At 42.0% G+C, this 18,045-nt stretch carries 16 protein-coding genes; 15 read left to right on the top strand and 1 reads right to left on the bottom strand.

The genetic code is table 11. The features are described 5' to 3' along the window. Positions 1 to 49: 49 nt before the first annotated feature. The 12 genes from infB to hflX all read left to right on the top strand — a co-directional run bounded on the left by infB (position 50) and on the right by hflX (position 13,341). Positions 50 to 2,350 (top strand): translation initiation factor IF-2, encoded by a 2,301-nt coding sequence (infB, locus tag CLNEO_RS09955; protein ID WP_066088164.1) that lies wholly within the window; start codon positions 50 to 52, stop codon positions 2,348 to 2,350. Between the two features lie 12 nt (positions 2,351 to 2,362). After that, the gene (gene rbfA / locus CLNEO_RS15580; protein ID WP_066088159.1) at positions 2,363 to 2,746 is read left to right on the top strand and encodes a 30S ribosome-binding factor RbfA; all 384 of its coding nucleotides are present in this window, start codon (positions 2,363 to 2,365) and stop codon (positions 2,744 to 2,746) included. Beyond that, complete coding sequence (locus tag CLNEO_RS09945) at positions 2,730 to 3,692, top strand: DHH family phosphoesterase (RefSeq protein WP_066088157.1); 963 nt, start codon at positions 2,730 to 2,732, stop codon at positions 3,690 to 3,692. The genes rbfA and CLNEO_RS09945 overlap by 17 nt, the downstream gene beginning before the upstream one ends. Positions 3,693 to 3,704: 12 nt before the next feature. Then, on the top strand, positions 3,705 to 4,607 hold the full coding sequence (truB, locus tag CLNEO_RS09940) for a tRNA pseudouridine(55) synthase TruB (protein ID WP_066088155.1): 903 nt from the start codon (positions 3,705 to 3,707) through the stop codon (positions 4,605 to 4,607). A gap of 11 nt (positions 4,608 to 4,618) precedes the next feature. Next, the gene (locus tag CLNEO_RS09935; RefSeq protein ID WP_066088153.1) at positions 4,619 to 5,575 is read left to right on the top strand and encodes a bifunctional riboflavin kinase/FAD synthetase; all 957 of its coding nucleotides are present in this window, start codon (positions 4,619 to 4,621) and stop codon (positions 5,573 to 5,575) included. An 18-nt stretch (positions 5,576 to 5,593) separates the two neighbouring features. Then, positions 5,594 to 6,493 carry a DMT family transporter gene (locus CLNEO_RS09930; RefSeq protein WP_066088150.1) on the top strand — a complete coding sequence of 300 codons (900 nt, stop codon included), beginning with the start codon at positions 5,594 to 5,596 and terminating at the stop codon, positions 6,491 to 6,493. A 137-nt stretch (positions 6,494 to 6,630) separates the two neighbouring features. Next, the gene (gene rpsO, locus CLNEO_RS09925) at positions 6,631 to 6,894 is read left to right on the top strand and encodes a 30S ribosomal protein S15 (protein ID WP_066088147.1); all 264 of its coding nucleotides are present in this window, start codon (positions 6,631 to 6,633) and stop codon (positions 6,892 to 6,894) included. Between the two features lie 411 nt (positions 6,895 to 7,305). Continuing rightward, positions 7,306 to 9,453: a polyribonucleotide nucleotidyltransferase gene (locus CLNEO_RS09915; protein WP_066088141.1), complete on the top strand. Its 2,148-nt coding sequence runs from the start codon at positions 7,306 to 7,308 to the stop codon at positions 9,451 to 9,453. Between the two features lie 131 nt (positions 9,454 to 9,584). After that, positions 9,585 to 10,853, top strand: coding sequence for a M16 family metallopeptidase (locus CLNEO_RS09910; protein WP_066088139.1), 1,269 nt, complete (start codon positions 9,585 to 9,587; stop codon positions 10,851 to 10,853). Between the two features lie 63 nt (positions 10,854 to 10,916). Next, a complete protein-coding gene (locus CLNEO_RS09905) occupies positions 10,917 to 11,144 on the top strand; it encodes a DUF378 domain-containing protein (RefSeq protein ID WP_066088136.1) in 228 nt (75 codons plus the stop codon). Positions 11,145 to 11,192: 48 nt separating this feature from the next. Then, on the top strand, positions 11,193 to 12,032 hold the full coding sequence (dapF, locus tag CLNEO_RS09900; protein WP_066088132.1) for a diaminopimelate epimerase: 840 nt from the start codon (positions 11,193 to 11,195) through the stop codon (positions 12,030 to 12,032). A gap of 31 nt (positions 12,033 to 12,063) precedes the next feature. Then, the gene (gene hflX, locus CLNEO_RS09895; RefSeq protein WP_066088129.1) at positions 12,064 to 13,341 is read left to right on the top strand and encodes a GTPase HflX; all 1,278 of its coding nucleotides are present in this window, start codon (positions 12,064 to 12,066) and stop codon (positions 13,339 to 13,341) included. Positions 13,342 to 13,411: 70 nt separating this feature from the next. On the opposite strand, the gene CLNEO_RS09890 is transcribed toward hflX, so the two are convergent. After that, a complete protein-coding gene (locus CLNEO_RS09890) occupies positions 13,412 to 13,660 on the bottom strand; it encodes a hypothetical protein (protein WP_066088126.1) in 249 nt (82 codons plus the stop codon). 245 nt (positions 13,661 to 13,905) lie between these two features. Here CLNEO_RS09890 and CLNEO_RS09885 point away from each other — a divergent pair, with 245 nt between their 5' ends. The 3 genes from CLNEO_RS09885 to CLNEO_RS09875 are packed head-to-tail and all read left to right on the top strand — an operon-like array spanning position 13,906 to position 17,998. Further along, positions 13,906 to 14,571: an ABC transporter ATP-binding protein gene (locus CLNEO_RS09885; RefSeq protein WP_066088549.1), complete on the top strand. Its 666-nt coding sequence runs from the start codon at positions 13,906 to 13,908 to the stop codon at positions 14,569 to 14,571. Further along, the gene (locus CLNEO_RS09880; protein WP_066088123.1) at positions 14,568 to 16,670 is read left to right on the top strand and encodes a COG1361 S-layer family protein; all 2,103 of its coding nucleotides are present in this window, start codon (positions 14,568 to 14,570) and stop codon (positions 16,668 to 16,670) included. Before CLNEO_RS09885 ends, CLNEO_RS09880 begins: the two co-directional genes overlap by 4 nt. After that, entirely contained in the window at positions 16,667 to 17,998 is a 1,332-nt protein-coding gene (locus tag CLNEO_RS09875; RefSeq protein ID WP_066088120.1) for an ABC transporter permease, read from the top strand. The genes CLNEO_RS09880 and CLNEO_RS09875 overlap by 4 nt, the downstream gene beginning before the upstream one ends. Positions 17,999 to 18,045 lie beyond the last annotated feature (47 nt).

The following is an 18,045-nucleotide window of genomic DNA, read 5'->3' as shown; positions in this document are numbered from 1 at the left end:
ACGACATAGGGAAAAGCGATTTGTCGCTTAGAAAGTAGAGGTGTAGCGAATGTCAAAGACTCGTATATATGAATTAGCAAAGGAACTTGGTGTTTCAAACAAGGATTTAATGGGAAAATTACAGGGTATGGGTGTGGAAGTATCCAGCCATATGGGCGTTTTAGATGCGAATATCGTGGAAAAGGTAAAAGGGCTATATAGGCCTAAGGTTGAAGCGGTTGAAAAGGAAATAGTGAAAAAGGGAAACGTAGACAGTAAAAACACACAAGCAAAGCATGAAAAAAGTGATAAGCCTTTTCATAAAAAGGATGAGAGTAAAAAAGAAGTAATCAAGAAGGAAGAAAACAAAAATGAACCAAATAAAAAAGAACCAAACAAAAATGAAGCAGTAAAAACGAACGTGGAAAAGAAAAGCGGCGCGCCTAAGCCCAAGAGTGGCGGAAACAAAAAGGATGATAAAAATAAAAAGGGTAATAAAAAGGACCAAAAAGTAAGGGAAAACCCCATGGAACGCAGACGCCGGGAAAGAGAAGAGGAAGCGGCTCTTATGGCGGAACTGGAAGCATTGGAAGCAGCTGAAAGAGCGGCAAATCCTAATCCCGTGATGAAAACCATTCCTGAAACAATTACAGTGAAGGATTTGGCAGAGGTGATTGGGAAAAAGGGCTCGGACCTCGTGATGAATTTAATGAAAAAAGGTAAAATGTTGACGATCAATGCACTCCTTGATTTTGATACTGCGGCTACCATTGCACAAGAATATAATGTTATTTTGGAAAAAGAAGAAGAAAAAGACATTATGGAAACCGTTTTTGCGGAAGAAGTGGAAGATGACAGCGTTTTAGAGGAACGTCCTCCTGTCGTTGTAGTTATGGGGCATGTTGACCATGGCAAAACTTCTTTACTGGATGCAATTCGCCACAGCAGCGTAACCAAAGGTGAGGCCGGCGGTATTACACAGCATATTGGTGCGTATACGGTTCAGATTGGTGGCAAGCCCATCACATTTTTGGACACACCTGGCCACGAAGCATTTACGGCAATGCGTATGCGTGGTGCACAAATTACGGATATCGCAATTTTGGTGGTTGCCGCAGACGATGGCGTTATGCCGCAGACGGTTGAGGCGATTAATCATGCCAAGGCGGCAGGCGTTGAAATTATTGTTGCTATTAATAAAATGGATAAGCCTTCGGCAAATCCTGACCGTGTAAAGCAGGAATTGACAGAATTCCAGTTGTTAGCTGAGGACTGGGGCGGTGAAACTATTTGCGTTCCTGTTTCTGCTATTTCCCAAGAAGGTATTGATACCCTGCTGGAAATGATTACTTTGGTTGCGGAGATGAAGGAATTAAGGGCAAATCCCAATAAAAATGCAAGGGGCGTTATTATTGAAGCACAGTTGGATAAGGGTAGAGGCCCCGTTGCAACTGTTTTGGTTCAAAGTGGCACTTTGCAGGTGGGTGACCCCATTGTGGCAGGCTCTGCTTACGGTAAAATCAGAGCTATGACTGACGATAAGGGCAGACGTGTGAAAAAAGCTGGCCCCTCCACACCTGTTGAAATTTTGGGGCTTTCTGAGGTACCTACTGCTGGCGACGGTTTTTATGTAGCTGAAAGCGACAAGCAGGCTAGACAGGTTGCAGAAAGTATTATCGCAAGGAACAGAGAAAACCTGATTAAGGATACACCTCAGAAGGTTTCCTTAGATGATTTATTCTCTCAGATTCAAAGCGGCAATATGAAGGAATTGAATATCGTAGTAAAGGCGGATGTGCAAGGCTCTGTTGAGGCTGTTCGTCAGAGCTTGGAGCGTTTGACCAACGAGGAAGTGCGGGTGCGCATTATCCATGGTGGCGTGGGTGCCATTACGGAGAGCGATGTTATGCTGGCATCTGCATCAAATGCAATTATCATTGGGTTTAACGTGCGCCCCGAGCCTGCGGCAAAGGCTTTTGCTGACGAAGAAAAGGTTGACGTGCGCCTATATCGTGTCATTTATAATGCCATTGAGGATGTCACAGCGGCAATGAAGGGAATGCTTGACCCCGTATTTGAAGAAAAGGTACTGGGACATGCGGAGATTCGTCAGTTATTTAAGGCTTCCGGCGTTGGAACAATTGCAGGCAGCTATGTGAAGGATGGCAAGTTTGTTCGTAACTGTCAGGTTCGTATTTTGCGTGACAATATTGTGATTTTTGAAGGCGATTTGGAAAGCTTAAAGCGTTTCAAGGATGATGTAAAGGAAGTTGCGGCAGGCTATGAATGTGGCTTGGTGTTTAAGAAGTTTAATGATTTAAAGGAAGGTGACTGGGTAGAGGCCTTCACAATGGTAGAGGTGCCCAGATAATTAGGTGACAAGATGAAAAACAATCCAAGAATTTCTCGAATTAATGATGAAATTTTGAAAGAACTCTCTCAGATTATACGAGGGGAATTAAAGGATCCTCGCATTGGCTCTATGACCAGTGTGGTACGGGCTGAAACGACTCCTGATTTGAAATACTGCAAGGTGTATGTGTCTGTTTTGGGCAATGATGAAGAAAAAAACAGCGTGATGCAAGGGTTGAAGAATGCTACTGGATTTATTCGCCGTTTGGTTGCCCAGAGGGTTAATTTGCGCATTACGCCGGAATTTACGTTCAAATTGGATGAATCCGCGGAATATGCAATCCACATGGAACAGTTGCTTCGTAAAATTTCCAAGGATTTAAAGGAGAAGGAAGCCAATGAAGGAGAGGAATGATTCTTTAGAAAAAATCAGAGAAATCATTTTGGCGAATGAAACGATTGTGCTTGGCGGACACACAAACCCGGATGGAGATGCCATTGGAGCAAACCTTGCCTTGGCGGCATCCCTACGTATAATGGGGAAGAATGTTCAAGTGCTTTTAGAGCCCTTTAGCAAAAAGTATGCCGTTATTCCCAATGGCGATTTGATCACGGAAAAAGAAAATGTGAGCAAAGCGGAGCTTTTCATAGCCTTAGATTGCGGAGATATGGGACGGCTGCAAGGAGCCGCGGAGGTTTTTCAAAGGGCAAATTCCACGATAAATATTGATCACCATGCCAGCAATTCCTTCTTTGGGCAATACAACTATGTGGAGGAGAATGCATCCTCCACCTGCGAAATTGTATATCAGCTGATAAAAGGACATTTTCCCATAGATGGTGATATTGCATCTGCGTTGTATGCTGGGATTATTTATGATACCGGCGGTTTTCGCCATTCTTCCACAACACCCACCACCATGGAGGCAGTGGGGCAGTTGATGGCTTACCATATTCCCTTCACCAAAATTTATAATGCATTATTCGACAGCCGAAATTTTTCTGAAATGAAGATTATGGGAAGGGCTTTTGACAAGGCGGAAATTCATTTTGACGGGAAATTAATTTGCAGCTCCATTACCATGCAGGATATTGGGGAATGTAACGGTACAAATAAAGAGCTTGATGCAATTATTAATTATCTGAAGGGCGTAAATGACACTAAAATTGCTTGTTTTTTCTATGAAAAGAATGAAATGGATGTAAAAGCCAGCTTTCGTGGAAATGACGGCTATGACGTTTGTGCCTTGGCGCAGAAATTTGGCGGAGGCGGACACATAAAAGCAGCAGGGTGTACCATTGCGGCACCCATTGCAAAGGCAAAGGAAATGGTTTTTGCTGAGATAGAAAAAATGTTATAAGGGGGAGACCTTTTGGACGGGATCCTAAATATTTATAAAGAAAAGGGGTTTACCTCCCATGATGTTGTTGCAGTGGTGCGTAAAACGCTGCATATGAAAAAGGTTGGGCATACAGGCACTCTGGACCCTGATGCCCAAGGGGTATTGCCCATATGTGTTGGCAAAGGAACGAAGCTTGCGGAAATTATTATGGATGGACGAAAAAGCTATCGAGCCATACTTCATTTGGGAATTACCACAACAACGGAGGATGCTTCTGGGGAGGTGCTGGAGGAAAAACCAGTAGCTTTTGATGAGGAAAAGATAAGAGAGGCTGTAAAAGCTTTTATTGGTGAAATAGAACAAGTACCGCCTATGTATTCTGCTATAAAAATCAACGGCAAAAAGCTGTACGAATTGGCAAGAGAAGGAAAGGAAATTGAGCGAAAAGCTAGGAAAATCACGGTGTTTGATATAAGAATCCGCCGTTTTCTTCCTCCCTTCCAGGTTGAGATAGATGTGGACTGTTCTAAGGGTACTTATATCCGAACCTTATGCGCTGATATTGGAAAGGCTTTGGGCTGCGGCGGACACATGGCTAGCCTTTTGCGCACGGCAACAGGAGGCTTTTTGTTGGAAAATGCCATTTCCCTTGGTGAATTAAAGGCGTTGGAAGAATCGGGACAGATAGAAACGGCTCTTTTAAAGTTGGAGGATGCTCTGGGGGAGTATGAAAAGGTTTTTGTTTTGGAAAAAGCAACGAAGCTGTTATATAATGGCGGAAAAATTCGCGGCCATTTTTTTCGGGCAGAAAAAGAACTTGAGAAAGGTCAAGTGGTTACGGTTTTTGACCATGAAAAGAATTTAGTCGGCATATATTCAGTTATGCAAGAAGGGGAAGACTTTTTTATCAAACCGTTTAAGATGTTGATTTAAGGAGTAGAAAAATGGAACATATCGCGGGTACACACATTGAACAGAATCAACCGACAGCGGTAACGCTGGGCAATTTCGACGGTCTGCATCTGGGACATCGTGCGTTGATTCAATTGACAAAGCAATTTGCCCAGGACGAGGGTTTGAAAAGTGTTGTTTTTACCTTTTCTCCCCATCCTATGCTGGTGTTCGGGAAAAAAGAAAATTTTGCGCTGATTATGGCTCCTTCGGAAAAAAAATTCACAATGGAGCGTATGGGGGTGGATGCTTATATTGAGTATCCTTTTGACCAGGAATTTGCAGCTATGAGTGCTGAGGATTTCGCTATTAAGCTGATTTTTGAAAAGTTGCAATGCCGTGTTTTGATTGTAGGGGAAAATTATCACTTTGGTGCGAACCGCTCCGGAGATTATGCAATGCTGCAAAGATTGGGAGAAGAAAGAGGCGTAAAGGTGATTGCAGTACCTTCTGTTTTGTTTGAGGGAGAAAGGGTAAGCTCTTCCAGAATCAGAAAGTGCTTGATTCAAAAGGATTTAGAGGATGCAAACTGCATGTTAACAGAACCGTATTTTATTTTAGGTACAGTTTCGGAAGGAAAAAAATTGGGCAGAACCATTGGATTTCCTACGGTGAATATTATTGCCCACCCATTAAAGCTATTTCCTCCAAACGGAGTATATGCAACGAAAACCTTGTATCACGGAAGGTTTTATTATGGTGTGACCAATATTGGAATTAACCCTACGGTAAACGGTACCCAAAAGATTGTGGAAACCTATTTGCTGGATTTTAATCAGGATGTTTACGGAGAAACGCTACAGACATTTTTTTATAAATTTTTACGTTGTGAGCGTAAATTCCCCGGTGTTGAGGAATTACGTCAGCAAATTCAAATAAATGCAGAACAGGCAAAAGAATATTTTGCATCACAAGATTATCTGGAAAATTGGAAAAGCGCCCAAGAGTAAAAATTGGGGTGAAAATATATGGGTCAAAATAAAAAAATATGGGCAACCGTATTATTGATTTTAACGGCCGCTATTTGGGGCAGTGCCTTTGTGTTTCAAAAATTTGCTGTAGATGAGGTTTCCGCCTCGTTTATTGTTGCGGCGCGTTTTACCATTGCAGGAGTATTGACAGCCATTGCAACGGTGAAAAAATGGCATCGGATTGACAAGGGCTATTTGGTGGGGGGAATTGTTTCCGGAACAACCATGGCATTAGGAACGGGATTACAGACCTTTGCTATGACCTTTGGCACAACACCGGGAAAGAGTGCTTTTTTAACGGCCGCCTACTGTGTTATTGTTCCTTTTTTAGGCTGGGCGTTTATGAAGGAAAGACCAAAGAAAAATCATGTTATTTCTGCTGCCATTTGCTTGATTGGAATTGGACTGATTTCCTTGGAGGGGAATTTGGGAATTTCTTTTGGCGATGGCATTACCCTTATTTGCAGTATTGCATTTGCAGCAAACATCATTTCTATTGCGTATTTTTGCAGAGGAAGAGATCCTATGCTTTTGACAATGCTCCAAATTTGTGTAGCGGCGGTTTGGGGATGGCTTTCTGTTGTTGTAACGGGAACCTTACCACATACGATTAGCTGGGCAGCAGCAGGAAATGTGCTGTATTTGGCAATATTTTCAACGGCTTTATGTTTAAGTTTTCAAAGTATTGGGTTAAAATATATAGATGCAACAGTAGGTACAATTTTATTGAGCCTTGAATCGGGTTTTGGTGTAATTTTCTCAGTTATATTATATAAAGAGCAAATCACACAGAGAATCGCCATAGGCTTTGCTGTGGTTTTTGCGGCAGTGATTCTTTCTCAACTGGATTTTATAAAAGAGAACAAGGAAAATACGAGGAAAAACCTAGAGATTTAGCGTATTCTTCTTGCAAAGATTGATGGAGTATGCTAAAATAAAAATGCTGTAAAACCGGGACTCGGTTTTTGGAAACTCCGACCATTACTTAGTCTTTGGGGATGCGCAATAATACTATTTCCAAGGAGGAAAACAAAATGACAACAATTAACAAGCAGGAAATTATCGCAAAATATGGCAGAACCCCTAATGATACAGGTTCTCCTGAAGTACAGATTGCTCTTTTGACAGCAAGAATTACAATGCTTACAGAGCACTTGAAGGAGCATAAGAAGGATCACCATTCCAGAAGAGGTCTTTTGAAGATGGTAGGTCAAAGAAGAGGTCTTTTAAACTACCTGAAGGATTTAGATATTGAAAGATATCGTACGATCCTTGCAGAACTTGGTTTGAGAAAGTAAGAATTGCCATATAGGGAAGAGAGAGGGAAATGCCTCTTTTCAGGGCGTCGACAGAGTCGCCACCTTTTGAAAAAAGCTCAGTACCTTCAAGCTTTTTTCAAATCAACAGCGGAAAAACAGATGAGTTTCTGAGACCAAATGGTTTCAAAACCCCCTATTTTCCTCGGATGGGCAAAGCTCATCCTGCGGATTCCATGAGGGAAACTTTTTGTTTCCCAAACCCTTCCGTTGTATAGAAATGACTTTGTTTACAGTTTGGAGAGGGGGGAATTCCTCTCTTTTCTTCTATTGATTTAAAAACAAAAAAGTGTGTGGCACTATAGATTTCCAGCTTTGTTTATAGACTAAGGAGTGTAGACGAAGCTGAAGATCTATGGTGCAAAGAAGAAAAAAACAAAAGGAGAATTCATTATGTTTAGAACTTATTCCATGGATTTAGCAGGAAGAACGCTAACAGCTGAAATTGGCAGAGTTGCGGAACAGGCCAATGGTGCGGTAGTATTACGTTACGGTGAAACCACTGTTTTAGTAACCGCTACAGCATCGGAAAAGCCCAGACCGGGAATTGACTTTTTCCCTCTGAGCGTTGATTATGAAGAAAGACTTTATTCCGTTGGTAAAATTCCCGGCGGCTTCATCAAAAGAGAAGGCAGACCCTCTGAAAAGGCGGTTTTAACCTCTAGATGCATCGACAGACCTTTAAGACCCTTGTTTCCCAAGGATTACAGAAACGATGTTGCCATTGTTGCAACAGTTATGTCCGTAGATCAGGATTGTGCACCTGAGGTAATTGCCATGATTGGTGCATCCTTAGCGTTGAATATTTCTGATATTCCTTTTACCGACCCCCTCTCTTCCGTAAGCATTGGCTATTGCGATGGACAGCTGATTGTAAACCCTACGGCTGAACAAAGAGAAACATCCAAATTATCCTTGACTGTTTCTTCAAAAGAGGACAAGGTTATGATGATTGAAGCAGGGGCTGATGAAATTCCCGATGCTTTGATGATGGAAGCAATTCACTTGGCTTTTGATACCAATCTTGAGGTTGTAAAGTTTATCAAAGAAATCGTTGCAAAAGAAGGCAAGGAAAAAGCAGTTTACGAGGAGCATGTCATTAACCAGGAAGCTTATGACTTGGTGACAGGCTATATTACCGATGCGAAAATGGAAGATGCGGTGTTTGCTGAACTGAAGCAGGACAGAGACGCAAAGCTTCGGGTGATTACAGAGGAAGCAATGGAAGCCTTAGGCGAAAAATTAGCTGGCATTTATGGCGAAGATGCAAACCTTGACGAATTGCTGGGGGAAATCATTTACAAGTTTGAAAAGATGACGGTTAGACGTATGATTTTAAGAGATCACAAGCGTCCTGACGGCCGTGGTCTTGAAGAAATTAGAACGCTTTCCGCAGAGATTGATGTATTGCCCCGCGTTCACGGCTCTGCATTGTTCTCCAGAGGACAGACACAGTGCTTAACAGTAACCACATTGGGTATGATCAGCGAAGGACAGCGTTTGGATGGATTGGATACCAACGAAACTGGAAAGCGTTATATCCACCACTATAACTTCCCTGGCTATTCCGTTGGTGAAGCAAAGACCTCTAGAGGCGCAGGCAGACGTGAAATCGGCCATGGTGCTTTGGGCGAAAGAGCTTTATTGCCCGTTATTCCCAGCGAGGCAGAATTTCCCTATGCAATTCGTATGGTTTCTGATATTTTAAGCTCCAACGGCTCCACCTCTCAGGCAAGCATTTGCGGTTCAACGTTGTCCTTGATGGCAGCGGGTGTGCCTATTAAGCGTCCTGTTGCAGGTATTTCCGTTGGTTTGGTAACGGGAGATTCTGACGATGATTTCGTTGAAATTACAGATATTCAGGGTGTTGAGGACTTCTTTGGCGATATGGACTTTAAAGTAGCCGGTACCAGTGAAGGAATTACCGCTATTCAGATGGATATGAAGATCAAAGGTTTGACCTTTGCCATGATTGAGCAGGCTTTCGTGCAGACAGGCAGAGCAAGAGAGTATATTTTAAACGAAGTAATGTTAAAGGCCATTGCTGAGCCTAGAAAAGAGCTTTCCGCTTATGCACCAAAGATTGCTTCTATGCAGATTGACATTGAAAAAATTGCAGAGGTTATCGGGGCAAGAGGTAAGGTAATTAAAAAGATTATTGAAGAAACAAATTGCGCAATTGACACTGAGGATGACGGTACTATTTTCATCAAGGGTATGAATGCTGCGGATATTCAGCGTGCCATTGATATGATTAATGCCATTGTTAAGGACCCTATTCCGGGAACGGTTTATACCGGAGCCATTACAAGATTGATGACCTTTGGTGCGTTCTTTGAACTTGCTCCTGGCAAGGAAGGCTTGATTCATATCTCTAAAATTTCCAACAAGCGCGTGGAAAAGGTTGAGGATGTATTGGCCGTTGGTGATATAGTAACTGCAAAGTTGGTTGAAATTGATAAACAAGGCAGATTAAATTTCTCAATTAAGGATGCTTTGCCCCAGGAAGAAAAGGCAAAGGATGAAAAGCATAATCATTAAGCATAATCTCTAAACAAGCTAGGAGGCTGTGGGAAGGAAGGTTTTCCTGCACAGCCTCTTTTTTATTCAAGCATAAAAAACATAATTTGGAACATGATAAAGAAAATTAGTGTTTGTATGGGAGAGATCATATGGTTATTATAAAAAAATTACAAAATGGAATTTCTGTTGCATTAGAGGAAATCACCTATGTTAGAAGTATTTCCTTTGGTATTTGGGTGAAAAACGGTTCGAGAAATGAGCAGCCAGAAGAAAACGGCGTATCTCATTTTATTGAGCATATGATGTTTAAAGGAACGGAAAACAGAAGCGCAAGGCAGATTGCCGAGGAAATGGATGCTTTGGGCGGACAGATTAATGCTTATACCACAAAGGAGTATACCTGCTATCACACCCGTGTTTTGGATGAGCACTTTAGCAGAGCCTTAGATGTAATGAGTGATATGATTTTGCGGTCTTTGTTTCAACAAAAGGATGTGGAAAAGGAACGTAATGTAATCACGGAGGAAATTAATATGTATGAGGATGCACCGGAGGAATTGGTGCATGATGCTTTGCAGGATACCATTTGGAGAAACACACCTTTGGGCATGCCCATTTTGGGTACGACGAAAACAATTGCAACCTTTACCGCAGAAAGCATCAGAAATTATTATGAGAGAAACTATCAGCCGGAGAACATTGTGCTGTCCATTGCGGGGAATTTTAAAACTGACGAAATCATGGAGCAGCTGAATCAAGCCTTTGGCGGCTGGAAAGGGAAACAAGCCTTTGCGCAATATAATGCAAAGGCAGCGTATCAGGTTGCTCATGTTTCTAAAGAAAAGGATGTGGAGCAGGTGCATGCCTGTGTTGCTTTTCCGGGGCTCGAGCGGGATCATTCTATGAAATATGCCCTTGGCGTGTTTAATACAATTTTTGGTGGAGGAATGAGTTCAAAATTATTCCAAAAGGTGCGGGAGGAAAACGGCTTAACCTATTCTATTTACAGCTATACAACGGCTTTTTCGGATACAGGAATATTTTCCATTAGCGGCGGGATGAATCCCAATCAGCTGGAGAAAGTTTATGATTTGATTGCCCAAGAAATAATGGAGGTAAAGAAAACAGAATTACCCACAAAATTGATTGATGTGACCAAGGAACAGCTCATCAGTAACTTTATTATTGGAACGGAAAGCACCTTAAACCGTATGACCTCCGCGGGGGCAGCTTTGCTTTTAAGGGGAAAGATACAAGATACGGAGGAAGTTATTGGTAAGCTGAGCAAGGTTACGGCAGAGGATATTTTGCAGGTGACGAATATGGTTTTTGATATGGAGAGAGTCAGCTGGTGTGCTGTGGGAAATATTAAGGGATTAGATATTGACAAAATCGGAAAAAAAGTTTTTCATAAATAGTAGAATCTTAGGGATAATAAGGTTAGCGGTATTATTCCGTAATTTTATTATAGGAGGTCTATTATGAAGGTTGTAAATTGTATCGCTTTAACACTTGTTATTATCGGTGCTTTAAACTGGGGACTGATTGGCTTTTTTGGCTATGATGTTGTGACCAGCATCTTCGGTGGAAGCATGTTCTGGATTTCCAGAGTAATCTTCGGTCTTGTTGGTCTGGCAGGGCTATGGTCTTTGTCATTATACAACTTTGTTACGCAAGAAAACCCGACGGTTCGTATCGCAAGACATTAATGAAAATTGCAGCGGGAAACCGCTGCTTTACATAAAAGGGGGAGGAAAATGCGTTTTACAAAAATGGAAGGCTGTGGAAATGACTATATTTATATTAACTGTTTTGAAGAAGCTGTAAATCAGCCTGAAAAACTAGCAATTGCTATGAGTGAGCGGCATTTTGGCATTGGCGCAGATGGCTTGGTTTTAATTATGCCCTCAAAAAAGGCGGATTTTCGCATGCGCATGTTTAACTTGGATGGTTCGGAGGGGGAAATGTGCGGAAATGCTGTTCGATGCATTGGAAAATACGTTTTTGAGCGGGGAATGACGCAGAACAAGGAAATTTCTTTGGAAACTGCCGGCGGAATTCGTTATTTGTCATTAAACGTTGAAAATGAAATTGTAAAAACCGTGGGGGTGGATATGGGAGAGCCGATTTTAGAGGCGGACAATATCCCTGTCCTTCACGAAAGCAGTCCTGTGATTGGGAAAAAAATTACAGTCAACGAGAAGGAATTAGCGTTTACTTGTGTATCCATGGGAAATCCCCATGCAGTAACCTTTGTGGAGGATGCGCAAGCCTTGCCTGTGGAGGAATATGGAACGTTGGTGGAGATGAATGCCTTCTTTCCAAACAAGACAAACGTTGAATTTGTGCAGGTTTTTGACAAAAATCATATTAAAATGCGTGTTTGGGAAAGAGGGAGTGGCGAGACACTTGCTTGTGGTACAGGTGCCTGTGCATCGGCGGTTGCGGCTATTTTAAACGGTTTTTGCGATAGAGAGATTCAGGTATCTTTGCTGGGCGGTGAATTGACAATTTATTGGAGCGAAGAAGATAACCATGTATATATGACAGGTCCTGCGGCGTTTTCTTTTGACGGTGTTTGGTTAAGAGGGGTTTAAGGCTTTTTTGGGGCAAAAAAGGAGGAAATATATGGCGAGAGATTTACATGATACGGCAGATTTAGAGGAAAGAGTCATTCTGTTTGCCGTAGAGCCGGAGGAACGCAACAGCCGTTCCGCCATGGAAACAGACGCCTGCTTGGACGAACTGGAGGAGCTGGTGCGTACGGCAGGAGCGGTGGCGGTGGCTAGATGTGTACAAAAACGGGAGCGGGTGCATCCAGGGCATTACTTTGGTAAGGGGAAAATTGAGGAATTAAAAATGATGCTGGAAGCATATGATGCTTCGGGTGTTGTTTGCGATGACGAGCTTTCTCCTGCACAGCTGAAAAATTTGGGAAAAATGTTGGAAACCAAGGTGATGGACAGAACCATTGTAATATTGGATATCTTTGCAGGCAGGGCGATTTCCGGTGAAGGGAAAATTCAGGTGGAATTGGCACAGCTGAAATACCGGTTATCTCGCTTGACGGGCATGGGCGCATCTATGTCCAGACTTGGCGGCGGTATTGGTACAAGAGGCCCTGGTGAAAAAAAGCTGGAAACGGACAGACGGTATATAAAAGACCGTATTGCAGAATTAAATAGTGCTGCAAAGGAAATTCAGACACATCGCCAATTATTGCGCAGCCAAAGAGGGAAAAAAGGGACGCCTGTGGTATCCTTGGTGGGGTATACAAATGCAGGGAAGTCTACTTTAATCAATAAATTAACGGATGCAGGGGTTTTGGCAGAGGATAAGCTGTTTGCAACTTTGGACACAACCACAAGAAAGGTTGCGCTGCCCAATGGTTCTGAAATTTTATTGACAGATACCGTTGGATTTATTCAAAAGCTGCCCCATCATTTGGTACAGGCCTTTCGAGCAACCTTGGAAGAATTAAAATATGCGGATATTTTGCTCCATGTGGTGGATGCGTCAAATCCCAACCGGCAGGAGCAGATGCAGGTGGTATATAAAACCCTGGATGATTTGGGGTGCGCAGATACCCCGGTGATAACCATATTCAACAAAATGGACAGGGACGTAGAATTACCTTTGCCTTTGGATACACAGGCACGGGAGATTGCTCAAATTTCGGCCTTTACCGGAGATGGTTTAGAGGGAATGTTGAAAACGGTGGAAAATCTGCTAAAAAGCTTTCGAAGTTCTTTGGTTGCATTGGTTCCCTACACAGAGGGCGGTTTGATGGGCTGGGTTCATGGGCGATGTGAGATCATTCGTGAGGAGCATACGCCAGAGGGCGTTTTATTGGAAGTATATGTGGACGCAGAATCCGCCAATCGGCTAAATAAATATAAGCAATAAACGAAGCTCTTGGAGATTATACAAAAAAGTATAAATTCCAAGAGTTTTTTTACAAAAAGTGGAACTTTATTTATCGAATATCGTTTAGAAGATGAACGGCTTTTTCATAATCTTGTTTTTTTACATAAATTCGGTATTCTGTCGGTGGGTTCACCCTAATGCCAAAGCTGCTAAAGTTGCTGTCATGGGATTGCATCATATTACCAAGGGTTGAAATGGAATAGTCAATGTTATGTTCGGCAAGCAAATTTCGTATCTTTGATTGTTTTTCCATAGAATAAGTAATTATAAGCTCTTTACGGTTAAATATTGTAATCAAAAAACCGCCCCCTTTTTTTGTAGAATAGCACAGAGGACGAGGCAATACAACGCAAACGCAAAAATGCGGAGGGGAAAATGTCATTGTTAAGAAATATTTAAGTTTTCTGGATAATTTTTGTAACAACTATATGTTAGTATAAATTAAAAATATAATTAAAATTGGCTTAGAAAGGATTTTTGAGGGGAGTGTGAAGCTTGGGACGAAGTGTGATTCGAATAAAGGATGTAAAAAAGATCTATCAAATGGGCAAGGAACAAATTCAAGCGGTAAATGGCATTAATTTAAATATACGCCAGGGGGAGGTTTGTTGTTTGCTTGGAAAATCGGGTTCAGGCAAATCGACTTTGTTAAATTTGATTGCAGGGTTGGAAAAACCATCCTCCGGTGAAATTATATTCAACAAAAAACATATTGAGCGAATGAACGAGGATCAATTGGCGGATTTTAGGCAAAAATATGTTGGTTTTGTATTTCAATCTTATAACCTTCTGCCTACGCTTACTGCCATGGAGAATGTAACGTTGCCGCTGATTTTTAAAAACGTTCCCCTTAGGGAGAGAAACGAGCGAGCGATGGAAATGCTGAAGGCAGTTGGCTTGGAGGAGAGAGCAAACCATAAGCCGCAAGAAATGAGCGGCGGTCAGCAGCAAAGAGTGAGTATTGCAAGAGCGTTTATCAATAGCCCTCAGGTAGTATTTGCGGATGAACCTACGGGAAATTTGGATACCCGTACAACCTTTGAAATGATGGATTTGATTACAGGTTTAGCAAAAAAAAATAATCAGACGCTGGTAATTGTAACACATGACCTTGAGTTGTCTGATTATGCAGATCGTATTGTAATGCTGTCGGATGGACAGGTGGAACAAATTGAAGAAAAAACAAAGATTGAAGGAGAGAAAGAATGATGGCAAAAAGGTTGTTTCAGAAGGTGCTTGCAGTAGGGATGATACTTTCGTTAATACTGGGGCAAACAGCAATGGTATTGGCTGATGATATTAGCGATAGCGGTTCTCCCAGAATCGTAGTTAGTGGAGATACAGTCACAGAGATTGTGGCAGGGCAGGAAAACCGTATTACACTCCAGGTGAAAAACAAGGGTGGCGCAACAGCACAAACTGTTTATGTCAGCCCTCAAAAAAGCGGGTCTGATCCATTTAGTGTTTCGGTGCAGGGAGGCGGAAGCATTGGAAGCATGGGTGCAAACGGCTATAAGTCGATTACGTTGATTGTTAATATCACGGGAGAAGTAAAAGAGGCTAGCTATCCTGTTACATTGAATTTTACATATACAAATATAAATGATTCGTCTTTTTCAAGCTCGGATACTGTTTATCTAAAAATGAAAGGGTTTGACAAAGACCCCAGCTATAAATTAGACAGCATGAAGCTTAGCCCTGAGAGCATGTCGCCTGGCAGCAGTGCCAATTTAACTGGTAAAATTTTGAATGATGGCGAGAGAGATATGCTGGATGTGGATGTTAGTTTGAGCAACTTAGAAACAGAAAAAATCAGTTTGAGCGGCGGCTTTAGCAGCAAGCACTATTCCAGTATTCCAAAAGGCGGCAGCATAGATTTTGCTTTTTCCCTGGTTGCCAGTGCGGATATGGCGGCAGGCAATTATCCTGTAAATATAAAATTAAAGTTTAAAGATGAATTTGGCAAAAGTGTTGAAAAGGAATTGCCCTATTATGTAAATGTGGGTGGTGTTGCCGGGCAGAAATCCCAACTGGAAATCCGAAATATGAAGGAGCCTAGTGGGGTTTATGGGGTAAACCAGAATTTTACAATCGCCTTTGATTTATACAACAGCGGAAAGGTTGCTGCAAAAAGTATTACAGTAACGGCAGAAGCACTGGATACTTCGGCAGTGGTACCAAAATCCGCAAGTGTAAAAACAATTTCCGAGCTGGCTCCAGGGGCTACAACTACCGTTTCCTTTACCTTTGCGGGGACTGCGGCTTCAAAATCTCAAAACTATGCAATACAATTTACCACGGAATATACTTCAGGGGGAACGGCGGTTTCTTCCTTTAAGCAGTTTGCAGGGGTAAATGTGAATAATCCTGATTCAGATGATGACAATGAAAGCAAACCCAAGCTGATTGTGAGCAGATATGAGTGTGACCCTCTGATTGTTATGGCGGGGCAAGAATTTAATCTAAATACGGAGATTTTAAACACCCATGCCGAAAAGGGCGTTAAGAATATTAAAATGTATTTAACCTTGGCTGAAGAAACATCTTCTGATAGCCAAAAATCGGGTAATGTATTTACACCTGTAAATAGCAGTAATACGTTTTACTTTGATCAAATTGGCCCCAAGGGATCGGTGGAAAAGCAATTGCGTTTATACGTTGTTCCCGATGCACAGCCTAAAACGTATACCTTAACGGTAAACTTTGAGTATGAAGATGCTTCGGGAAAGGAATTTACTGCAAAAGAGCTGCTGGGGATTAACGTAAAGCAGGTTACAGCATTGCAAGTAGATGATTTTGCAATACCCGATATGGTTGAAATGTATTCCCCTATAACGGTTTCCTTTGGTTATTACAATACGGGAAAGGTAACGCTGAATAATGTAATGGTCAAAGTTGAGGGTGATGTGGAGTGTCAAAACAAAAATACATATATTGGAAACATGGAATCGGGAGCAGGTGAATATTTTGAAACCTCTTTTACACCTATTTCAAGTGGTGAGGTACCGGTAAGCATTGTGATTTCCTATGAAGATACAAGTGGAGAAGTTATGGAGGAAACCAGAGATTTTATATTAAATGTTATGGAGCCCATGATGCCCGAAGATATGGATGATATGGAAAATGATGCACAGCCCTTGGATATGAAAAAAATAATAATTTCCGTTGCAATTTTGGCTCTTTTTGCCATGGGATTATTTGTTTTCATTAAACGCCAGAAGCAAGAGCCGAATCATAGCTTTGCTGAAAACACAGATGACATAAATGACGACGACGATGATGATGACAGAGAGGATATGTCTTTATGAGTACAAGAGACTTATTAAATATGGCTCTTCGCAACTTGTTGAAGCGAAAACTCAGAACTTTTTTAACCGTTCTTGGCGTGGTAATTGGCACGGCATCTATCGTTGTAATGGTATCCATTGGGATTGGCATGAATGAAAGCTTTGCCCGTCAGTTGGAGGACTGGGGAAGCTTACAGGTGATTAATGTTTATTCGCCCAATGGTGACAGAGGCAATTATTATGGGATGGAGGATGAATCCCAAAGCACTAAGTCAAGTCAAGCCAAACAGGTGAAACTTGACGCGGCGGCAGTGGAGGGTTTCCGACAGTTGGCCTATGTTGAGGCCGCTTCCCCTATGAAAGAGATATATTTAATGTTAGGATGCGGAAAATACGTAGCGGATGCTAGCATTATAGGACTGGAGCCGGAAACGATGGAGGCTATGGGCTATAAAATTGATAATGGACGTGCGCTGGGCGAAGAGGATGTAAAGGCAATTGTTGTTGGTGGTGGCGTTGAATTTTATGATCCCAAGCTAAACTGGGAGATGCGAAGAAATTCGGAACCGCCCCAGTTGGATTTAATTGGTGAAAAGGTGGAGGTTACCTACGACTGGAACTATGGAACCAAATATGCCGATAAATCGGTGAAGGCAAACAAGTTTGAAGTGGTGGGGACAATGCCTGCCGATGGAAGTAACAGTTGGAGCGTAATTATGCCACTGAAGGAAGTTGAGAAAATTGACAAAGAACAAAAAAAGTGGCAAAAAGATCGTTATGGCTCCTTTAGTGGGAGCAGCCAAGGACAGACCAATGAATATGAACAGGTTTTGGTTAAGGTGAATGATATTAAAAATGTTCAAGCTGTGCAGCAGCAGATTAAAGACATGGGCTATCGTGCCTCAAGCTTATCGGATGAACTGGATGCGATGAAGGAGACCACGAAAATGCTGCGTATGGTTCTGGGTGCCATTGGTGCAATTTCTTTGGTGGTTGCTGCAATCGGTATTACTAATACTATGGTTATGGCAATCTATGAAAGAACCAGAGAGATTGGTATTATGAAGGTAATTGGTGCTTCGTTAAGGGATATTAAGCTTCTTTTTTTAACGGAGGCGGCTTTTATCGGCTTTGCAGGTGGTATTGTGGGTGTTGGCGTAAGCTTTGCCACTTCTAATTTGGTTAATTTTGTAGCCATGAGGCAAGGCAGTGATATGAATTCCTCGATACCTTTGTGGCTGTATTTGGGATCGATTGGTTTTGCGACGGTAATTGGCATTCTTTCTGGGTATTTGCCTGCAAAGCGCGCCATGAAGCTAAGTGCTTTATCAGCAATTAAAACGGAGTAGTTAAAGCGAACAAGAAAAACACATTATTTTTAATGGATTAATTAAAA

The sequence above is a fragment of the Anaerotignum neopropionicum genome (genome assembly GCF_001571775.1).
GTDB classification, from domain to species: Bacteria; Bacillota; Clostridia; order Lachnospirales; family Anaerotignaceae; genus Chakrabartyella; species Chakrabartyella neopropionicum.
This window is presented reverse-complemented; position numbering and strand designations above follow the sequence as displayed.